Consider the following 15,655-nt stretch of genomic DNA (forward strand, 5'->3'; position numbering starts at 1 on the left):
CAGTTGTAAAAATTGTGGGAAGAATTTTTATTCACTGAGAATTCAAGAAAACAAATATATTTAAATTGTTTTGATAATGAAGAGTTTATAGACGAAATAGAAAAAATAATATTTAAGTTTTTTCCTGGTATCAGTAAAGTTGAAGAGAGCAGAATATTTGATATGATATTAGGAAAGTGTTGTGATGAGGTAGGTGGAGAAAGATTAGTTTCTGAAGCAGATGAAGAAGTTTGTGAAGTTTGCTTAAGTAATGATGTTATTCATATTAATCATAGTGATGAATTATTAGAAGTTAAATTACCTTGTGTCACACATAAGCAATGGGATAGCTATAATTCTATTGAAAAGAAAAATATTGTTAGTAAAGAATTAAAATTAAAGAAGCTATTATGAAAATAGACCTGGCTATAGTCCAGATCTTAAATGTTAGCCATAAATATCACCTCCTTAAACCATGCATATATCACATTTGGAGGTGTTTTTTATGAATTTAAAGTGTATTGGAATTGATATTGGTCATAACTTAAGGTGTGATGTTGGAGCTGTGGCGATAAGAAGGGAAGATGAGCTTAATTTATTGGTTGGCAAATCTCTTATAAAAAGGTTTAGGGCAAAGGGAATTAAGGTGGTAGAATGGTTACCTCCTTCAGCTAGTAGTTATAGGGATAGCTTAAGTAAAAGATGTAGGGCTGCTAATTATGGGAAGGTGGATATTTTTATTTCTATTCATCATAATGCTTGTCCTGGTGGATATGGAAGTGAGTGTTTGTGCATTAAGGGTGGGCAACAGAATGCTTTATCTGAAAAGTTGAGTAAGGTTATTTTAGAAGAGATATGTAAGCTTGGATTTAGAAATAGGGGAGTTAAAGATAGAAGAGATCTTTATGTGATAAATAATACAACTATGCCGGCTATAATTGTGGAGTGTGCTTTTGTTGATTCTGCTAGGGATATGAATGGGTATGATAGTGAAAAGATGGCTGAAGCTATATTTAGGGGAGTATGTAGGTTTTATGAAATAAGTGTAAGTGTTGACCAAGGAGAACTTGGTGGGACAAGCTCTCCTAAGTATCACGTTGTACAGAAGGGGGATACTCTTTGGGGAATTAGTAGAAAGTACGGAGTTAGTGTTGAAAGATTGATTGAGATTAACGGAATTAAGGATAGAAATAGTATTTATGTGGGGCAGAAGGTTTTAGTTAGATTTAGAATAATGTATAGTGAACTATATCACTAATATGGTGATTATTTACATGGGTTAAAAACTAGTGATTTATATATGTTCATCTATTGCTCTAATTATAGCGCTTTTAATATTTGTAATGAGTGTATTTAAGAGTAAAATAAAGAATAACGGGCTTTAGATTGTTGATAAAATTAACATTTAAGATAAATAAAAGAAGAAATAATACAAATTTATTGACAATACGGTAAAGATAATATAATATATAAGTATGAAAACGATATACATGAGATGGATAGTGATTGTTTAAGTACAAGCTAGACCTATTTGTACGGATTTATTTTTGTAAATTCTGCAGGTGGGTCTTTTTTTATTCAAAAGAATCTAGGGAGGATATTATGGTTATTTCAAAGATACTAAATAATAATGTTATTGTTAGTTGCGACTCAAATGGTAATGAAATTATTGCTATGGGGAAGGGAATCGCTTATAAGAAAAAATGTGGAGAAGTTATTGAAGATGGACTTATAGATAAAGTTTATACTTTATCTAATAAAGATATTTCAAATAAGTTCCAAGAGTTGTTATCAAATATTCCAATAGAGTATTTGAATATTTCAAATGAAATAATTGAATATGCAAAAGTAACCCTAGGAAAGAACTTAAATGATAGCATTTATATTTCATTGACTGACCACTTAGGAACTTCTATAGAAAGAGCTAAAAATAAAATTTTTGTTAGAAATGCAATGCTTTGGGAAATAAAAAGGTTTTATAAGGAAGAATATAAAATTGGTTTAAAAGTATTGGACAAGATTAAAGAGAAGTTTGATATAGAGCTTCCAGAAGATGAAGCAGGTTTTATTGCACTACATATAGTAAATGCTCAATTAGATGAAACTATATCAGTGGTATATGATATTACTAAGGTTATGCAAGAAGTAGCTAATATAGTTAAGTACCATTTTGGAATAACATTTGATGAGAACTCAGTTTATTATTATCGTTTTATAACTCATTTAAAATTCTTTGCTCAAAGATTGTTTAACAAAAATGAGTATAAGGGACAAGATAATGATAGCTTAATGGAGCTAATAAAGAGTAAGTATGAAGATGCATATGCTTGTGTTCAAAAGGTAACAGACTTTATTAAGAATAAGTATTCATATGACTTATCAGAGGATGAGCAATTATACCTTACAATTCACATTGCAAGAATTGTAGAAGAAACAAAATAGAAATAGTTAAGAATTAAGAATTAGGCTCTAGTTCTTAATTATATATAAACATTAATAAGGAAGGAGGATATATAAAAAATTTTGGATGGTGACATTAAGTTGGCCAAACCTTCATGATTCAAAAAATTAAATGAAAAATGGAGGAATAAAAAATGAGAAAGTATGAAGATTTAGCAAAAGCCATAATTAGTAATGTTGGTGGGAAGGAAAACGTAAATAGCTTAACACATTGTATAACTCGTTTACGTTTCAAATTAAAGGATGAAAATAAGGCAAACACTGAAGCATTAAAAAATATGGAAGGTGTTGTAACTGTAATGAGAAGTGGAGGCCAATACCAAGTTGTTATTGGAAATCATGTTCCCCAGGTATTTGAAGTAGTTATGGAATTAGGTAATTTCAAAAGTGATCAACCAGGTCAAGAAGAATCAGGAGAAAAGCAAAGCTTATTTAATAAGTTTATTGATATTATCTCAGGAATATTTGCTCCAACACTAGGAGTACTTGCAGCTACAGGAATGTTAAAAGGTTTTAATGCGTTATTTTTAGCATTAGGATGGTTAACACAAGAATCAGGAACTTATCAAATATTAAATGCTATAGGGGATGGATTATTTTACTTTTTCCCAATATTCTTAGGATATAACGCTTCTAAGAAATTTAAAACAAGTCAGTTCTTAGGTATGTGTATTGGTGCAGCATTGGTGTATCCAAATATTGTTGGATTAACACAAGCAGAACCGCTATATACATTATTCCAAGGTACAGTAATTGAATCACCAGTTGCTATTACATTCTTAGGAATTCCAGTTATTATGATGAACTATACATCAAGTGTTATTCCAGTAATTGTAGCTACTTATTTTGGTGGTAAAATAGAAAAATTATTTAAGAAGATAATTCCAGATGTGGTTAAAGCATTCTTAGTACCTTTATTCACTTTAGTAACAATAGTTCCTTTAACTTTCTTAGTTATAGGACCAATAACAACATGGGCAAGCCAATTATTAGGAGCAGCAACATTAGGACTATATAATGTGTCGCCAATTATAGCAGGAATAGCTATAGGGGGATTATGGCAAGTATTAGTTATATTTGGTTTACATTGGGGAATTATCCCAATTGGCATATTAAATCTTACTACTTTAGGAGCAGACCCAATTTTAGCACTATCTTTTGCAGCATCATTTGCACAAACAGCAGTTATAATGGCAATGTTCTTAAAAACAAAAGATAAAAAACTTAAGGTATTAACAATTCCATCAATAATTTCAGGATTCTTTGGAGTTACTGAACCAGCAATATATGGTGTTACTTTACCAAGGGTTAAAATGTTTGTAATTAGTTGTATAGGTGGAGCAGTTGGGGGAGCTATAATAGGAGCTACTGCAGTTAAAGGCTATATAATGGGGGGACTTGGAGTATTTGGATTCTTTAACTTTATAAATCCACAGAACGGAAGCACAAGTGGAGTAATCAGTAGTATTATAGCAGTTGCTATAGCTATGGTAGTAAGCTTTGTTTTAGCATTCATTATGTATAAGGATGAAGAGAAGGAAACAGATAAAAAAGGAAATGAGCCATTATTATCAAAAGAGGCTATAGGAAGTCCAATAACAGGTGAAGTTATTAAGTTAACAGAGGTTAAAGATGATGCTTTTGCACAAGGAGCATTAGGAAAGGGTGTTGCTATAATTCCAACGGAAGGAAAAGTAGTTTCACCAGTAGATGGAGTTGTTACAACTTTCTTTCCAACTGGCCATGCTTTAGGAGTTACTTCTAATGGGGGAGCAGAAATATTAATTCATATAGGAATGGATACAGTTCAACTTGAAGGTAAATATTTTAAGCCTATGGTTAAACAAGGAGCAGAAGTTAAGAAAGGACAGCCTTTATTAGAATTTGATTTAGATGCAATAAAAGCAGAAGGTTTTGATATTGTAACACCAGTTATTATTACAAATGTAGATAACTATTTAGATATAGTTGAAACTAATTCAAAGGATATAGCTTTTGGAGAAGAGTTAATAAACGTGATTATTAGAAGTTAATAGGTAAGAATTAAGATTTGTTCTTGTCTCTTACTTAATTAATGAAAGTGAGGAATATTTATGTTTAATGAAGGTTTTTTATGGGGAGGAGCTATTGCTGCTAACCAATGTGAGGGAGCATATAAGGAAGATGGAAAGGGATTATCTTTAGTTGATATTATTCCTGCAGGGAAGGATAGATTTGAAGCTATGTTTAATCCTAAAAAGGCATTAGAAACTGATTATGGATTTTATCCAAGTCACTTTTCAATAGATTTTTATCATACTTATAAAGAAGATATAAAACTTTTAGCTGAAATGGGATTTAAGAGTTTTAGAATGTCAATATCTTGGCCAAGAATATTTCCACAAGGAGATGAAAAAGAGCCAAATGAAAAAGGATTAAAGTTTTATGATGATGTATTTGATGAATTGTTAAAGTATGGTATTGAGCCAATTGTTACAATATCTCATTTTGATACTCCTTTATACTTAGCTACTAATTATGGTGGCTGGAGAAATAGAAAGTGTATAGATTTCTTTGTAAACTATGCAACAGTTCTATTTAAAAGATATAAAGGAAAGGTTAAATATTGGATTACTTTTAATGAAATTAATATGATTCAACACATACCATTTTTGGGTGGCGGATTGATTATTGAAGAAGGAGAGAATAAGGAAGAAATTATATATCAAGCTTCTCATAATCTTTTTGTTGCAAGTAGTTTAGCTACTAAGATTGGACATGAAGTTGATTCAGAAAATAAGATAGGATGTATGATTGCATCAGGTAGCGTTTACCCTTATTCTTGTAATCCAGATGATGTTTTAAAGGCTAATGATGATAATAGACATACTTATTTCTACGGAGATGTTCATGTTAGAGGAAAATACCCTCATTATATTAAATCTTACTTCAAGAAGAACAATATAAATATAGTAATGGAAGAGGGAGATGAAGAAATATTAGCTAAATACCCAGTAGATTATTATGCATTTTCATATTATTCTTCAAGATGTACAAGTGCAGATCCAGAAGTTTTAGGAAATTGCAAGGCGAATATATTTGATTCCCTAAAGAATCCATATTTAAAGGCTAGTGAGTGGGGATGGCAAATAGATGCAAAGGGATTACGTATTACAATGCGTGAACTTTATGATAGATATGAGATTCCACTAATGATAGTAGAAAATGGGTTAGGTGCAGTAGATAAAGTAGAAGATGATGGCTGTATAAATGATGATTACAGAATAGACTACTTAAGAGAGCATATTAAGGAAATGAAAATTGCAGTAGAGGAAGGTATTGAGCTATTAGGATATACTCCATGGGGATGTATTGATTTAGTAAGTGCAAGTACTGGAGAAATGAAGAAAAGATATGGATTTATCTATGTTGATAAAGATAATGAAGGAAACGGAACATTAAAGCGTAGTAAGAAAAAGTCCTTTAATTGGTATAAGGAAGTAATTAAGAGTAATGGAGAGAAGCTTTAAAGAGCATTCAAACAAGACTGTAAATAATGAAAATACTATACAAATTCATTTACAAAAGAATATTACCTATTAAAAGGTAGTGTTGCACAAATAATACATGAATATAAGCAGGTAGCTAAATTATGATTTAGCTACCTATTATAATGCCTTCTTTTAAAAGCATTTGAAGGATACGCTATGCAACAAAAACTAATGGCCAATCCCATTAGTATTATACCTGGGGCATCGTTGTTATGTATAGCCAGATTAAAAATGGATATTGAAAAAAAGAATTTACTAAATTTTAAATTATGAAAACTAACCTGTATAGAAAGTAGTTAATAATTCCGATAATAATATATAATTATTAGTAAAATAAAATATTGTTAAATCTAATAAAATGTGCAAAGGAGGAATTTTATTATGGGTATACAACACTCTGAAGTAAATTATGATAATTTAATAAATAATTTAGGGAACTGCTGTTTAACAGAAGAAAGGTGTGGAACTTGCAAGCAAAGTAATTGTTTAATAGGTTATTCGAAAAAATGTGTTATAAGCTGTTTAAAAAGTAGTGTTACATATGTTATAGATGGACAAGCTAATATTCCAACTATAGATGGAAAAGTATATGATAAACATAATTTAATAGATGCAACTGCAGATGTATTAAAACAATGTAAGAACTGCAATAAGGATCACTTTGATAATTGCTTAATAAATGTTTTAAGAAATTGCTATGAAGTATTGTTATTTGGAGAAAAACAAGATTATAAAGGAAGTAATCTTTTATATTTAAATGATATAAAAAGCTTAGATGAAGAAATTGCAGAAGAATTATTAAAAAGATTATAGAAAAGGTGTGGATTAGTTAATTTTATATATTTAGAATTATTTAGCTAAGAAACATCATTACATGAAAGATTAAATCTTAAATGGATAATATAGAGGGTCATTATAACAATTGTTATAGTGACTTTTTTCTTTAAAGGAAATTGAATGTGTAAATAAAGAGTTGTATTGTGGCTTGTGTTGAAATTATGATAAAATAGAAAAATATTTAATTGTAGTAATCTAATCTTATCTTTTAAAAATAGAAGAGAAACTTTATATTTAAAATTACTATGGCTATAATAATACCAGTAGTTATATATTAATAGGTTTATTTACAATAAATGAATATACAGCAAGTACTATAATTTTAATAGCTTTTAAAGTAATAGTATAACTAAATTATTAGAAGGAGATAAGAATGAATAGGAAGTTTGGGAAATTCGCTAAGATAATTGTAGTATTTATAGCTGTAGTTATTATTAGTGCAATAATATTTAATAAGTTAATTAATACAAAGTATGAGTCATTAAATGATATGGATAGAAAAATATTAAATCAACTTTCAGAAGTTTATAAAATATATAATAATAATTCAAAGGAGATATGGAAAGAAGATTATAATGTAAATGATATCCCCATTGTGTTGACACCTGCAAAGAAAGAAAATGGTATGTTTCATTTATATTCATATGTAATAGGAGTAGATAAATTTAAAAGTTCAATATTTTCTAAAGAGATTGAAGTGCCAGAAGAAATGAACTTACCTCCAATATACAAGGTATCATTTCTTTCTCCAACGTTACTTAAACAATGGTTACCTATAAATTTTATATTTTCAGATATAGATGATGAACATGTGGCATTCTTTAAGTATAATCCAGTAAACACTGAATCTGAAGACACTGAGGAAGCTTTTAAATATTTTTTCATGCATGAAGTTTTTCATGAATATAGGCAAGTTCCAATTTGGAAAGATATTAATAGTTTAATTTCAAGTATATATACAGCAGAAAGAAATAAAGAACAATATCAACTTTTAATAACTGAGTTAGCAATTTTAGATAAAGCAGAAAAAGCAGGTACAAAAGATGAATTAAGAAATATTTTAAATAATTTTGTTACTATAAGAGATTTTAGATATGATAAGTTTACTTATATGGAACAAGAGAAAAAGGTTGAAACTTTAGAAGGAACAGCACAGTACATAGAATATAAATACTCAAGCTTGGTACAAGATAAGGTTAAGCCACCTATTACAGTTAATGGAAATAAGTATAACTTTTTAGATGTATTTAATGAGAAAACATTAAATGCCTTTGTGAACTTAAATGGTTTTATAGATAAAGATTTATATTATTATACAGGAGCTATACAAGAAACATATTTAGATAAATTGGAAGTTGATTGGAAAAATAGGGTTGAAAATAATGAGTTAATATATGATATTTTAAAAGAGGAAGTTAAAAAGAATTGGGTTAATAGTGAAAAAAGTGTAGATGATATAAAAAATGAATATGGATATAATAATTTTGAAGGTGAAGCAGAAATAATAGTAAATATATTAAAGGAAAATAGTTAATAAGTTTTGATAAAAACTCTTACTTAAATTTAAAGTAGGAGTTTTTATGTTGTAGAGAAATAAAAGAGGAATTTTAACAAAAAGGTATTATGTTTGACAATATCACTAATTAGTGATATATTGAATCCATAAAAGATACAAAGGGATGAAAGTAATGAAAGAAATTAAAGATATAATTAATGAGAATAAATTAGCATTATCTACATTAATCACATTTACAAGAGCAGAACATACTATCCATAAAAAGGAGTTAGAAACTATAAAAGAAAGTGGATTAACTACTGCTCAGTTTGGAGTATTAGAAGCATTATATAATAAAGGTGATTTAAGAATATGTGAGATTATAGAAAAAATATTGACCACATCTGGGAATATAACTGTTGTTATAAAAAATTTAGAGAAGGATGGATTAGTGAAAAAGAACTTAGATCCTAAGGATAAAAGATCTACTATAATATCAATAACAGATAGTGGGAAAAAAATTATTGAAGATATTTTACCAAAACATATTGAAAATATTAATGAAATTTTTAGTGTTTTAACTAAAGAAGAGCAAATTACTTTAAAAAACATATTAAAAAAGTTTAAAAATATCTAAAAACAAAAAAATTTATCTATATATCACTAATTAGTGATATCTTAAGATTAATATAATGAAATTTCAAATAAAATAGATAGGAGCTAAAAAATTATGAATAAGTTTAGAACAATAGAGAATATATTTAGAGGACCAGAACCTCATATGGTAGGGGATGGATTTAGAGTATAACAATATTTACCAGTAGGAGTAGGGGATATAAAACGCTTATCTCCATTTATATTATTAGATTATCATGCCCCACATTATTATGAACCGTCATCAATTAGGAGAGGTGTTGGAGCACATCCTCATCGTGGCTTTGAAACTGTAACAATTTCTTATGAGGGAAGTGTTGAACATCATGATAATAAGGGGAATCATGGAATTATAGGCCCTGGTGATGTTCAATGGATGACTGCTGCATCAGGAATTTTGCATAAAGAATACCATGAAAAAGAATTTAGTGAAAGTGGTGGAATATTGCATATGATTCAACTTTGGGTTAATCTTCCTAAGAGTGAGAAAATGTCAGAGCCTAAATATCAAACTTTATTAAAAGAGAACATGGGAGCTTTTAAGCTTGATAATAATCAAGGAAAAGTGAGCATTATTGCTGGAGAGTTTAATGGAATAAAAGGGCCAGCAAGCACTTTTACTAATATAAATATTTATAATATAAATCTAAAGAATTATGGAAAAACTATATTAAAAGAACCTGGTAATTTTAATACGGGAATATTAGTATTAAAGGGCGAAGTTAAAATAAATGAAAATCATACATGTAAAGAAACAGATTTTATTATATTTGACAACATTGATGGTGACATTTCAGTCCAATCAGTTACTGAAGAATCTTTATTTGTTGTACTAAGTGGGGAACCTATAGATGAACCAATTGTTTCACATGGTCCATTTGTAATGAATACAGTGGATGAAATATATCAAGCATATGAAGATTTTAGAAATAATAAATTTGGAGTAGAAAACTTTTAAAATAAATATAAATCAAAAATAAAGTTAAAAAGGAGTAGAAAAAATGAGTAAAGTACTATATATTAAGGCAAACATTAAAAATGAAGGAGAGTCAAGGACTTTTAAAGTATCTGATAGCTTTGTAGAAGAATATATGAAAAATAATCCACAAGATGAGGTGATTGTCTTAGATTTATATAAGGAGAAAATAGATTTTCTAAGACCTGAGGATTTGGGAGTAGTATTTGGACCTAAAAATGAGGACAGCAAGAAGCATCCAGTATTAAAATATGCATATCAATTTGCAGAGGCAGATAAATATATAATTGCAGCACCTATGTGGAATTTAAGTATGCCAGCAATATTAAAAGCTTATATTGATTATGTAAGTGTTACAGGAATAACATTTAAATATACAGAAAAAGGTCCAGTAGGACTTTTAAATGATAAAAAAGCTGTGCATATAGTATCTAGAGGTGGAGAATATGGGGATGCTCCATATGAAATGGGAGATAGATATTTAAGAACTATACTTGGATTCTTTGGTATCCACGATATAGAAACTATAGCAATAGAAAATTTAGATGTTGCAGGTGTAGATGTTCAAGGTAAAATTGAAGAAGGAATAGAAAAATCCAAGTTAATTGCACAAAAATTTTAAAGATATATTAAAAGAAAGATAAAATGGAACAAAAGCTTTTAAAGTGGACCATAAGTCAAGGACACAATAAAAAAGTTAAGAAGCTAATAAAAGATGATTTCTAAATTATTTAGGAGTCATCTTTTTTAAGTTTCATTATGCAAATTGTTTTTATGTTTTGATATTAATTTATCAATTGTAGTTGCTATGATATCAAGAGTTCTTGAATTTGAGATATGAGGCGATACGGATTAGCATTTCTTATAGGACATTTAATATCATATTTTCTCATAATAGGTTGTAAGCTCTAATCCATCTAGCTGCTGCTTGTTCGTAGCGTCTAACACCAATAATATTCAAGTCAAATTCTGCTTCCTTAAAAATAATCCTAGGAAGCTTGCCTTTGAGATATTCTTCATCAAATATACAAAAGGATTTTATAAAAGTATTGAAGAAACTGTGATATTAAGTTAATATATACATAAAATTACAGTTTAAAAATAAAATTGTACAGGGAAAGATTAGGTGAAACCAATATTGGTTACTTTGCAATGGCAATAATTTTTAGTGTTATGATTAATTGATAAAAGATGGTATTAGGGGTGGTTTAGTGAATAATAATATATCAAAAATTTGGTTCTTTGCAGCAACTTGTTTTATTATAATTGGAATAGTACGTAAACATGCTACGTATATAGTATTAGGTTGTGCATATATTTGTTTTGGTTTTTCTAAACAAAATGAGAAAATAAATAGTAAGGATGATAAAAACAAATAACTACAAATACAGAATGTATTATAGATTAGAAAATATATTGAAAAGAAATAAAATTTACCTTATAATGATAAAAAACTTATTAGATAACTATAAAGAAATATACTGGAGGATAAAGATGGCTGGAAATAAAATAGTATGTCATTGTAAGAACGTAAGCTATATAGATATTAGAAAGGCAATGATTGCAGGTGCACGTACTGTAGAAGAAATAAAAGAGATGACAGGAGCAGGTACTGCTTGTGGTGGTTGCGTTAAAGAAATAGAAAAGATTTTAGCATCTGTTTGTGGATGTAAAGGAACTTCATTAGAATCAGTAGTAGAAGCAGTGAAAAATGGTGCTGATACAGTTGAAAAGGTTGGAGAAGTTACAGGGGCAGGTACTCAATGTGGAAGATGTAAGGCCTTAGTACAAAACATAATTGAATTAAAAAGATAGAATAATCTGTATATATAACTAGAATACCCATAAATAATATTATTTATGGGTATTCATTTTTATTCTTTAGGAAATTATATCTATTATTAAATTGTGGATAACTTCAACTATTTAGCGATATATTAGTTTATTTCTTCCTAAAGAATAAAAAATTGTATAAGGTAATAAAAGTGATGTAGTAGGAATAACAAGACCATTTATAATAGTTAGTATTAAAGAATATGGTATAATTGAAAGTATAAAACTAACAGTTAGGTAGGTATTTAACTACTAATTTAATTGGGGGAAAGCCATGGATTATTATACAGCTTCAAAAAAGTTTATATTAAAGAATTCAAGACCGCTTGATATGGCCAGATGGAACTATTTATTTGAAAATGGAAGTAAGGAAGAGGTCATTACTGCTTTAAAGGCATACCAAAATGATGATGGTGGATTTGCCAATGAACTGGAACCTGATTGTTGGAATATTAATTCAATACCCTTGCAAACATGGGTAGCAACTCAAATAATTAAAGAAATTAATTTAGATGATAAAAACCATCCAATAATAAAAGGAATTTTAGATTATTTATCTTCTAAGGATGAATTTGATGGACATAGGTGGCATGGCTTAAATACAGTAGTAACAAATGACAATTATCCTCATGCACCTTGGTGGTCTTATAGACAAAAACAAGAATCAACATATAATCCTACGGCGAGTCTAATAGGTTTTATATTGAAATATGCAGAAAAAGATACTGATATATATAAATCAGCATGTGAGTTATCAAAAGAAGCTTATGATTATTTTAAAGATAATTTTCCTTTAGAATCTATGCATGAAAGTGCTTGCTTTGTAGAGTTATACGATTATATTAAAGAGTGCTCTATTTTAAACTTATTGGATATGAAAGAATTTAAAAGATTATTACAAAAACAAATTAAGCAAGTTATAACTTACGATACTAAAATATGGAACACTGATTATATATGTAAACCATCATTGTTCATAAATAGTAAATCAAGTGATTTTTATTTAGAAAACAAGGAGATATGTGATTTTGAATACCAATTTATTTTAAAGACTCAAAATGAGGATGGTTCTTGGGGAGTTACATGGGAGTGGAATGATTATCCTGAAGAATGGGCTATAAGTAAAAACTGGTGGAAGTCAGATATTATTATAAAAAATATTAAGTACATTAGAGAATTTAAATTATAAATTATGCTATATAAATGAGTGTTTTTAGGATGTCAAATACTTTTGACATGAGTAAAATAGCCACTATCAAAGACTTTTGATAGTAGAAATTCATTTCAGGTTATAGACTGATAGTGCAGGAGGACATTTTATGAAGATTGGAAAACAAATAAGAAAATATAGAACAGAGATGGAGCTTTCACAGGATGAACTAGCTGAAAAGATTTTTGTATGTCGTCAAACTATTTCAAATTGGGAAAACAATAAGAACTACCCTGATGTGAAAAGCTTATTATTGCTAAGCTCTCTTTTTAGTGTATCTCTTGACATATTAGTTAAAGGAGACCTTGAAGAAATGAAGGAAAAAATTAAATCAGAAGACATTAAGGAATTTAACCATCTAAGTAGCATCTTTGCTGTGTTATTATTAGCAACTATTTTATTACCTGTTCCACTTGTACACTTTTTTGGGAAGATTGGAATGGGAATTTGGGGAGTAATTGCAATAGTTGCATTTTGCTATTCCTTGAAGGTTGAAAAATACAAAAAGAAGTTTGATATCCAAACATATAAAGAAATTCTTGCTTTTATGGATGGAAAGAATATGGACGAGCCTCAAAAAAATCAAGAGTATGGAAAACGACCATATCAGAAAATTTTCTTAGCAGTAGGCGCTGGGACATTGGCAGTTGTAGTAGCCGTAATTATGGCTATTATTATAAAACTTTAAAATATATAAGCTCTAATTAATATACCCTATTATTCAAAAGAGAATATGGGGTATTTTTTTATTCCTTACCTTAAGTAAGAAGGGAATAGATATTTATTTTTCTGTGACTTGGAGCTTGCGACGGAACAAGCAAAATAAATATCCACCCCACCTATAAATTAAAATGCAAAGTACACTATACAACTATGGTAAAATTTGCTATAATCATATTGCAAAGCTTACTTTGCAATATGGAGGTGTTACTTTGAAAACAAGAATTGCTGAATTGCGAAAGAAACATAAAATTTCGCAAGAAGAACTTGCTTTAGCTGTGGGAGTTACAAGGCAAACTATAACCTCTTTAGAGGTTGAAAAGTATACTGCATCCTTGGTTTTAGCTTATAAGATTGCCAAATACTTTGGCACTACCATAGAGGATATATTTGATTTTTCAGAGGTGGAGGAAATATAAAATGGATAAGTTTAAAAAAGACTTGCAAACAAGAATAAGAATGCTAGTTTGTTACAACAGTATACTAATAATAATGGTGTCTTTTGGCCTTTTTCACCCTACTGCTGGACAAAGTGAATTTACATTAGGATTTATGTCTGGCGTTAATGTGGGGCTATATGTAGCTGTTCAAGCCTTACTAATTTATTTAGTGTTTAAATATCAAGGAGCCCTTAGAAAAGAAGATAAATTGAGGGAACTATATATTTATGAAAATGATGAACGTTGTAAATATATACGTGCTCAAATAGGTGGAGTTGGTATAAATATCATTTTAGGGGGCTTGGCAATAGGAACGATCATATCAGGATTTTATAATGAAATAGTATTTTTTGTTTTACTTTCAACTTTGATGTTCAGTGCATTAGTGAAAGGAATATTGAAGGTGTACTTTAATAGAAAGGTATAAGGAGATGTGTGTCCTATGAAAAGAAAATTACTGGCTTTATCATCACCAGTGGGAATAATAATATTTTTAATCTATGCTATTGGTAAGCGTTTTATTGGTGAGTATCCAGACATTGTAGCTTATCCTATGATGGTTGTTAGTGTTGTTCTAATGATGATTGGAATAGCTTATAATGGGTATTGTTTTGGAAAGAAAAAAAGTCCATATGACTTTAAATCCTAATTAAAAAATGGGAAGGATAAGCTCCAAGGAGGGGCTTATCCTTTTTGTTAACACTAACAATATATATGCTATAATAGATTAATAAAAAGTTATAGGAGTACTGATGGGGAAATATTCACAAAATAAACTAGAGAAAAGAGGGGAGAAAACATGAAGAAAAAAGTAGCATTTATATGTGTCCACAATTCTTGTAGATCACAAATGGCAGAGGCCTTAGGTAAAAAGTTTGCAGGAGATGTGTTTTACTCATATTCAGCAGGTACAGAAAAGAAGCCTCAGATTAATGAAGATGCAGTTAGAATAATTAAAGATTTATATGATATAGATATGAATGAAACTCAAAAATCTAAATTATTATCAGATATACCAAGCGTAGATATAGTTATAAAGATGGGCTGTAATGTTGTATGTCCTTATTTACCTGCAAATCATATTGAAGATTGGGGATTGGAAGATCCAACTGGCAAATCAGATGAAGAGTTTATTAAGGTAGCAAGAGTAATTGAAGAAAAGGTTAAGAACCTTGCACTTAGAATTCAAAATGGAGAAGTTAAATAAAAAAGGTGTGGCGGATATTTATTTCCCTTCTTACTTAAGGTAAGGAAATTATAAAATTACTATCCTTTATTTTATATTTTTTAATATGAAAATGTAATAATACCTTTGATTTATAGCTAATTGAAATTTTATAATTTACTAGACAGTAAAAAAAGAAAAGATAAGTACCAGGGGGGAACTTATCTTTCTCACAAACAACCAATAATGATTCGGCACAAATCACTATTTAATGTAATTATAATCTATGAAGGTTACCAAAAAAAGGTACAAAATTTAATAAAAAGGTGTTATTATTTAAAAAAATAAATTAGAGG

Annotated in this window: 18 protein-coding genes; all 18 read left to right on the forward strand. The window is 29.0% G+C overall.

The features are described from left to right. Window positions 1–12 precede the first annotated feature (12 nt). The 18 genes from DR024_RS10310 (at window position 13) to DR024_RS10390 (ending at window position 15,341) form a co-directional block, all read left to right on the forward strand. Window positions 13–393, forward strand: coding sequence for a hypothetical protein (locus tag DR024_RS10310; RefSeq protein WP_055183734.1), 381 nt, complete (start codon window positions 13–15; stop codon window positions 391–393). A gap of 91 nt (window positions 394–484) precedes the next feature. Further along, on the forward strand, window positions 485–1,237 hold the full coding sequence (locus DR024_RS10315; protein WP_055183735.1) for an N-acetylmuramoyl-L-alanine amidase: 753 nt from the start codon (window positions 485–487) through the stop codon (window positions 1,235–1,237). 344 nt (window positions 1,238–1,581) lie between these two features. Continuing rightward, entirely contained in the window at window positions 1,582–2,421 is an 840-nt protein-coding gene (licT, locus tag DR024_RS10320; protein ID WP_027098037.1) for a BglG family transcription antiterminator LicT, read from the forward strand. Window positions 2,422–2,573: 152 nt separating this feature from the next. Continuing rightward, window positions 2,574–4,472 (forward strand): beta-glucoside-specific PTS transporter subunit IIABC, encoded by a 1,899-nt coding sequence (locus DR024_RS10325; RefSeq protein WP_027098036.1) that lies wholly within the window; start codon window positions 2,574–2,576, stop codon window positions 4,470–4,472. 60 nt (window positions 4,473–4,532) lie between these two features. After that, window positions 4,533–5,948, forward strand: coding sequence for a 6-phospho-beta-glucosidase (locus DR024_RS10330; protein WP_027098035.1), 1,416 nt, complete (start codon window positions 4,533–4,535; stop codon window positions 5,946–5,948). A 402-nt stretch (window positions 5,949–6,350) separates the two neighbouring features. After that, window positions 6,351–6,782: a hypothetical protein gene (locus tag DR024_RS10335; RefSeq protein WP_027098034.1), complete on the forward strand. Its 432-nt coding sequence runs from the start codon at window positions 6,351–6,353 to the stop codon at window positions 6,780–6,782. Between the two features lie 397 nt (window positions 6,783–7,179). Further along, the gene (locus DR024_RS10340; protein WP_027098033.1) at window positions 7,180–8,340 is read left to right on the forward strand and encodes a hypothetical protein; all 1,161 of its coding nucleotides are present in this window, start codon (window positions 7,180–7,182) and stop codon (window positions 8,338–8,340) included. Between the two features lie 154 nt (window positions 8,341–8,494). After that, entirely contained in the window at window positions 8,495–8,938 is a 444-nt protein-coding gene (locus DR024_RS10345) for a MarR family winged helix-turn-helix transcriptional regulator (RefSeq protein WP_027098032.1), read from the forward strand. A 198-nt stretch (window positions 8,939–9,136) separates the two neighbouring features. After that, window positions 9,137–9,913 carry a pirin family protein gene (locus tag DR024_RS10350; RefSeq protein WP_278335681.1) on the forward strand — a complete coding sequence of 259 codons (777 nt, stop codon included), beginning with the start codon at window positions 9,137–9,139 and terminating at the stop codon, window positions 9,911–9,913. Between the two features lie 43 nt (window positions 9,914–9,956). Next, entirely contained in the window at window positions 9,957–10,553 is a 597-nt protein-coding gene (locus DR024_RS10355) for an FMN-dependent NADH-azoreductase (protein ID WP_055183741.1), read from the forward strand. A 589-nt stretch (window positions 10,554–11,142) separates the two neighbouring features. Beyond that, complete coding sequence (locus DR024_RS17740; RefSeq protein ID WP_155849293.1) at window positions 11,143–11,310, forward strand: hypothetical protein; 168 nt, start codon at window positions 11,143–11,145, stop codon at window positions 11,308–11,310. Between the two features lie 115 nt (window positions 11,311–11,425). Next, window positions 11,426–11,746, forward strand: coding sequence for a (2Fe-2S)-binding protein (locus tag DR024_RS10360; RefSeq protein WP_055183742.1), 321 nt, complete (start codon window positions 11,426–11,428; stop codon window positions 11,744–11,746). Window positions 11,747–12,038: 292 nt separating this feature from the next. Continuing rightward, complete coding sequence (locus DR024_RS10365) at window positions 12,039–12,953, forward strand: hypothetical protein (protein ID WP_055183743.1); 915 nt, start codon at window positions 12,039–12,041, stop codon at window positions 12,951–12,953. 130 nt (window positions 12,954–13,083) lie between these two features. Next, window positions 13,084–13,662 (forward strand): helix-turn-helix transcriptional regulator, encoded by a 579-nt coding sequence (locus tag DR024_RS10370; protein WP_055183744.1) that lies wholly within the window; start codon window positions 13,084–13,086, stop codon window positions 13,660–13,662. Between the two features lie 244 nt (window positions 13,663–13,906). Next, window positions 13,907–14,113 carry a helix-turn-helix transcriptional regulator gene (locus tag DR024_RS10375; RefSeq protein ID WP_027098027.1) on the forward strand — a complete coding sequence of 69 codons (207 nt, stop codon included), beginning with the start codon at window positions 13,907–13,909 and terminating at the stop codon, window positions 14,111–14,113. Window position 14,114: 1 nt separating this feature from the next. Beyond that, window positions 14,115–14,561 (forward strand): hypothetical protein, encoded by a 447-nt coding sequence (locus DR024_RS10380; protein WP_055183745.1) that lies wholly within the window; start codon window positions 14,115–14,117, stop codon window positions 14,559–14,561. Window positions 14,562–14,576: 15 nt separating this feature from the next. Continuing rightward, on the forward strand, window positions 14,577–14,783 hold the full coding sequence (locus DR024_RS10385; RefSeq protein ID WP_055183746.1) for a hypothetical protein: 207 nt from the start codon (window positions 14,577–14,579) through the stop codon (window positions 14,781–14,783). A 150-nt stretch (window positions 14,784–14,933) separates the two neighbouring features. Next, the gene (locus tag DR024_RS10390; protein ID WP_055183747.1) at window positions 14,934–15,341 is read left to right on the forward strand and encodes an arsenate reductase ArsC; all 408 of its coding nucleotides are present in this window, start codon (window positions 14,934–14,936) and stop codon (window positions 15,339–15,341) included. Window positions 15,342–15,655: the final 314 nt, after the last annotated feature.

It is taken from the genome of Clostridium paraputrificum (assembly GCF_900447045.1).
In the GTDB taxonomy this organism is placed as follows: Bacteria; Bacillota; Clostridia; order Clostridiales; family Clostridiaceae; genus Clostridium; species Clostridium paraputrificum.

What these genes read in the sequence shown, in the direction of transcription:
- DR024_RS10315 (WP_055183735.1), top strand. Translation starts at nt 485, where the DNA reads ATGAATTTAAAGTGTATTGGAATTGATATTGGTCATAACTTAAGGTGT.
- licT (WP_027098037.1), top strand. Translation starts at nt 1,582, where the DNA reads ATGGTTATTTCAAAGATACTAAATAATAATGTTATTGTTAGTTGCGAC.
- DR024_RS10325 (WP_027098036.1), top strand. Translation starts at nt 2,574, where the DNA reads ATGAGAAAGTATGAAGATTTAGCAAAAGCCATAATTAGTAATGTTGGT.
- DR024_RS10330 (WP_027098035.1), top strand. Translation starts at nt 4,533, where the DNA reads ATGTTTAATGAAGGTTTTTTATGGGGAGGAGCTATTGCTGCTAACCAA.
- DR024_RS10335 (WP_027098034.1), top strand. Translation starts at nt 6,351, where the DNA reads ATGGGTATACAACACTCTGAAGTAAATTATGATAATTTAATAAATAAT.
- DR024_RS10340 (WP_027098033.1), top strand. Translation starts at nt 7,180, where the DNA reads ATGAATAGGAAGTTTGGGAAATTCGCTAAGATAATTGTAGTATTTATA.
- DR024_RS10345 (WP_027098032.1), top strand. Translation starts at nt 8,495, where the DNA reads ATGAAAGAAATTAAAGATATAATTAATGAGAATAAATTAGCATTATCT.
- DR024_RS10355 (WP_055183741.1), top strand. Translation starts at nt 9,957, where the DNA reads ATGAGTAAAGTACTATATATTAAGGCAAACATTAAAAATGAAGGAGAG.
- DR024_RS10360 (WP_055183742.1), top strand. Translation starts at nt 11,426, where the DNA reads ATGGCTGGAAATAAAATAGTATGTCATTGTAAGAACGTAAGCTATATA.
- DR024_RS10365 (WP_055183743.1), top strand. Translation starts at nt 12,039, where the DNA reads ATGGATTATTATACAGCTTCAAAAAAGTTTATATTAAAGAATTCAAGA.
- DR024_RS10370 (WP_055183744.1), top strand. Translation starts at nt 13,084, where the DNA reads ATGAAGATTGGAAAACAAATAAGAAAATATAGAACAGAGATGGAGCTT.
- DR024_RS10380 (WP_055183745.1), top strand. Translation starts at nt 14,115, where the DNA reads ATGGATAAGTTTAAAAAAGACTTGCAAACAAGAATAAGAATGCTAGTT.
- DR024_RS10385 (WP_055183746.1), top strand. Translation starts at nt 14,577, where the DNA reads ATGAAAAGAAAATTACTGGCTTTATCATCACCAGTGGGAATAATAATA.
- DR024_RS10390 (WP_055183747.1), top strand. Translation starts at nt 14,934, where the DNA reads ATGAAGAAAAAAGTAGCATTTATATGTGTCCACAATTCTTGTAGATCA.